General features: G+C 31.7%; 2 protein-coding genes. One reads left to right on the forward strand and one right to left on the reverse strand.

Features of this window, described 5'->3' with window-relative positions; genetic code table 11:
• Positions 1-129: 129 nt before the first annotated feature.
• The gene (locus tag ACTNB8_RS16095; RefSeq protein ID WP_441056086.1) at positions 130-2706 is read left to right on the forward strand and encodes a hypothetical protein; all 2577 of its coding nucleotides are present in this window, start codon (positions 130-132) and stop codon (positions 2704-2706) included.
• A 208-nt stretch (positions 2707-2914) separates the two neighbouring features.
• Here the strand turns inward: ACTNB8_RS16095 and ACTNB8_RS16100 are convergent, their stop codons facing one another.
• The gene (locus tag ACTNB8_RS16100) at positions 2915-3208 is read right to left on the reverse strand and encodes a hypothetical protein (protein ID WP_441056087.1); all 294 of its coding nucleotides are present in this window, start codon (positions 3206-3208) and stop codon (positions 2915-2917) included.
• Positions 3209-3569: the final 361 nt, after the last annotated feature.

Below are 3569 nucleotides of genomic sequence, written 5' to 3' on the forward strand. Positions count from 1 at the left end.
TTGCCATAACCTATCCTCCGTAATTGTAGTGAAATAGTCTAAATATCTTTCGCCTGCAATTATAGAGGAAATCAGAGTATTAGAAAATCCGCAGGAATATTTGGCGCTTACGATAAAAAAATAATTAAATTGAATTTGCTTAATTCGGCATGGCTGACAGAAAAAAGGGAAAAACCAGGAAATTTGTATTTCCCTAGCAAAGAATATAAAAAAATTACTAAGGATGGGGACATTGTTATTACTGTATATCATCACCCAAGTAATTGGATGCATCCAAATGACCGAAACGAATTTAACAGATGGGTCATGAATAAATCTGATTTAATTTATGTGGGGCACGAACATTTAGGAAGAAATGAAGTTGTCGAAACGAGAGACACAACTTATCACGCACAATATGGAGAAGTATTGCAAGAAAGAGATGATGCAAAAAGCAGTGGATTTATTATTAGTTATATTGAAGGCGATGAAAAGTCTACCCAAGTATATAATTGGGATGATGCCCGGAAAATGTATAGTATATCATATACTCTATCGGGAAAGCTGAATATAAAAGATAACAAATATTTATATTTCCAAAAAGAGTTCCAAGAATATTTAGAAACTGCAGATATTAGAATTTCTCATCCACATAAAGAAAAAGTGACTATGAGAGATTTGTATGTATATCCAGATGTAGAAGCATATAAAGAAACGGATAATAATTATGATATAAACAAGGATAGCGTCACAGTTAAAGGCGATGAACTATTAGATTATATCCTAAAAACAAAAAGAATTTCTTTTTCAGGAGGTGCCAAAGCAGGGAAAACTGCACTGGCCAAAAATATTGCTTTTGATTTTATTGAGAAAGGAAAATATTGCATAATAATTGATTGTGCAGGAATTGGAACAATATCAAATAAAAATTTAAGTAAAATTGAAGAGATTTGTATTTCAAAAGCGTATGGGAAAGAATATGTAGGTGCGTATAAGCAATTAGAGTTATCAAATAAGGTGTTAATATTAGATGGTTTTGAAAAAATACGTGATAGGGCGACAAAAAAGGAAGTATTAGACTATTTTGATAATTTTTACGATTATATATTAACTTTTTCCAATACTACTTTTGAATTGGAACTTTTGGATGAGTCTTTGAATAATGAAAAAAGTAACTATGTCCATTGTTCAATTAGTGAGATGGGATATAGGCGAAGAAATCAACTTATATCAAAATGGTATTATTTAAGAGAAGGAGGGGATGTTATAGTCGATGATATTGTGAAAGAAAAGATATCTGAGGCGATGTCTACAATTGATGTCCTCAGGGGAAATGGATATATGCCATGCATTCCCCCACATATATTAATAATTCTTCAACAACTTGAATATTCCGTAGATGGAAGTAATCAAGAAAGAAGTAATTATGGATATTTGTATGAGTTTCTAATAACAAAGTCGATTTTAGAGATGAACCAAAATTGTGAATATATTCACAAAGATATTGCATTTGGAATTTTGACGAATATAGCGGAATACATGTTGAATACAGAATCAAGAGTCATGTCAATTGATCAATATAAAAATATAGTGTACCAGTATAATAAAGATTTTCAAACGGATGCGAACGCAGAACAATACATTCACGAATATGGAAAAGTTGAATTGTTAAGTGAAAAAGATGGGCAAGTGTTTTTTGGATATCCCTATATACACTATTATTTTACTGCAAAACATCTTGCAAATAATATTGGTAAAGACTGGGCGCAAAGGAAGATACAATGTATGTCGCAGCATTTATACGAGGAAGAATATGGGGATATAATGATTTTTTTATGCCATCTTTCCAAAGATGATTTTATAATTCAGACTGTATTGGATAATGCAAAAGATATTTTTTCGAATAAATTAACCTTTGATTTTGGGGAACATAAGTCGATTAAGATGTCGTTTGATGAATATCTGAAAACAGATTTTATACCGGAAAAAGATACTGAAAAAAGACAGGAAGAATTATTAGAGAGGCAAGATATACAAGAGCGGAAAAACAAAAAGCAAAGAGATATAGATGTTATTGAAGATGATAAGGAAGAGATATATAATTTGGATAATGCTTTTAAAACGATAGAAGTAATGGGTCAAATTCTTAAAAATTATCCAGGAACAATAAAAGGGACTGTGAAAAATGATTTATTGGAGACAACCTATAATTTGGGAATGAGAACTCTTTCATATACAAGTGATATTCTGTATGGCGGAATAGAGAGAATATTTGCAGAGATACGTAAAAAATTGCAACCGAATCCGTCTCAAATAGAAATGGATAAGATTGAAAAAATTAGCAGAAAACTTAGTAATTCAATGGATAATTTGTTTGGCCTTTTGTCATATGCCATGATAAGAAACTTGGCTAGTTCGGTGGCTAATAAAGCATTGATGCCAGTTATATCGCAGTCGACATTAAATCATATAATAGGATATGATTTAGTAAGAGATTCTATACAATTAAATGAATTTGGCATAATTGCTGTGGATTTAGTACTGAATAAGTATGATAATTATAGAAGTCAAAATAATGTTTTTGCTGCCAAGCTACTTAGGCTCCTTGTTTTGGACCATTACTATGTTTATGGCTCTAAAGATTTTAAAAATAGACAGAAAGTGTGGGAGAAGATGAAGTTTGGAAACAAAGAAAAAGTATTGGCATTACAAGGCGACATTAATTAGAGAATGCTTTTGTTTGGGGAACTCTTGATGATTAATCCAATAAAAAGATATCAATTCCAGTTTTCCTGCTGTTTCGCATTGGTGATTTGATACTTAAAATGCAATAAGTACAATTCATTGAAATAGCCTCTTGCAAACCCCTCCAAACTATGAAGTTTAGTCAGTTTGGAGGGGTTACGGCGGTCTGAAAATTTTAAATTTGAAATCCTCAAAATTTTGAAGTAGATGTATAAGCTAACATCATGATTTTAAATTCTTCTTCAGATAACTTGTCTACCTTACGTAGTTCTATGATTGCGTATAAAATACGATCTTTCTGTTTGGTTTCTTCTTGTAAAGATTGGAGAAGTACTGACGTTTTTAAAATATTGTTTTTATAACCATTTCCTGAAGGTAGCTTTTTTGCAATACTTAAAAGCTTATCGGCTATGGATAATCCTGTTTCAAGATTAGTGGGTAGATCTTCTTCAAATTCTTTTTTATCATTATCCCAAATTTTCATATAAATTGGCCCTCCTTCATTTTTAACATTAGTTCGCTACATTTTAAATAATCTAACCGTCCACATTCCGATAGGGTGATGCCCACTGCAAAAAGTTTCTGATTGATTTGTGTTTTAGTTTTAAGTTGGAAAGAACTATTTTCGCTAAGAGACTCATGCAACTTGTAGACGGTAACAGCAGAGGATATTCCAAGCCTTACTGCCGGTAATAGGGATGAGTTTATGATTGTGCACATTTCATATCACCTCCAATAAAGTGAACCCATTTGTCAAGACATTTTTTTAAAAAAATTAAGTTGGATTTCGGAAGGGATACTCCCATCCTTTTCTCCCTTGTTTACCCACTAAGTGTGGATATATG

The sequence above is a fragment of the Blautia sp. HCP28S3_G10 genome (assembly GCF_052065235.1).
Lineage (GTDB): Bacteria > Bacillota > Clostridia > Lachnospirales > Lachnospiraceae > Blautia_A.

Bases quoted from the DNA above. Each gene is read 5' to 3' on its own strand.
- ACTNB8_RS16100 (WP_441056087.1), bottom strand. From the start codon at position 3,208: ATGAAAATTTGGGATAATGATAAAAAAGAATTTGAAGAAGATCTACCC.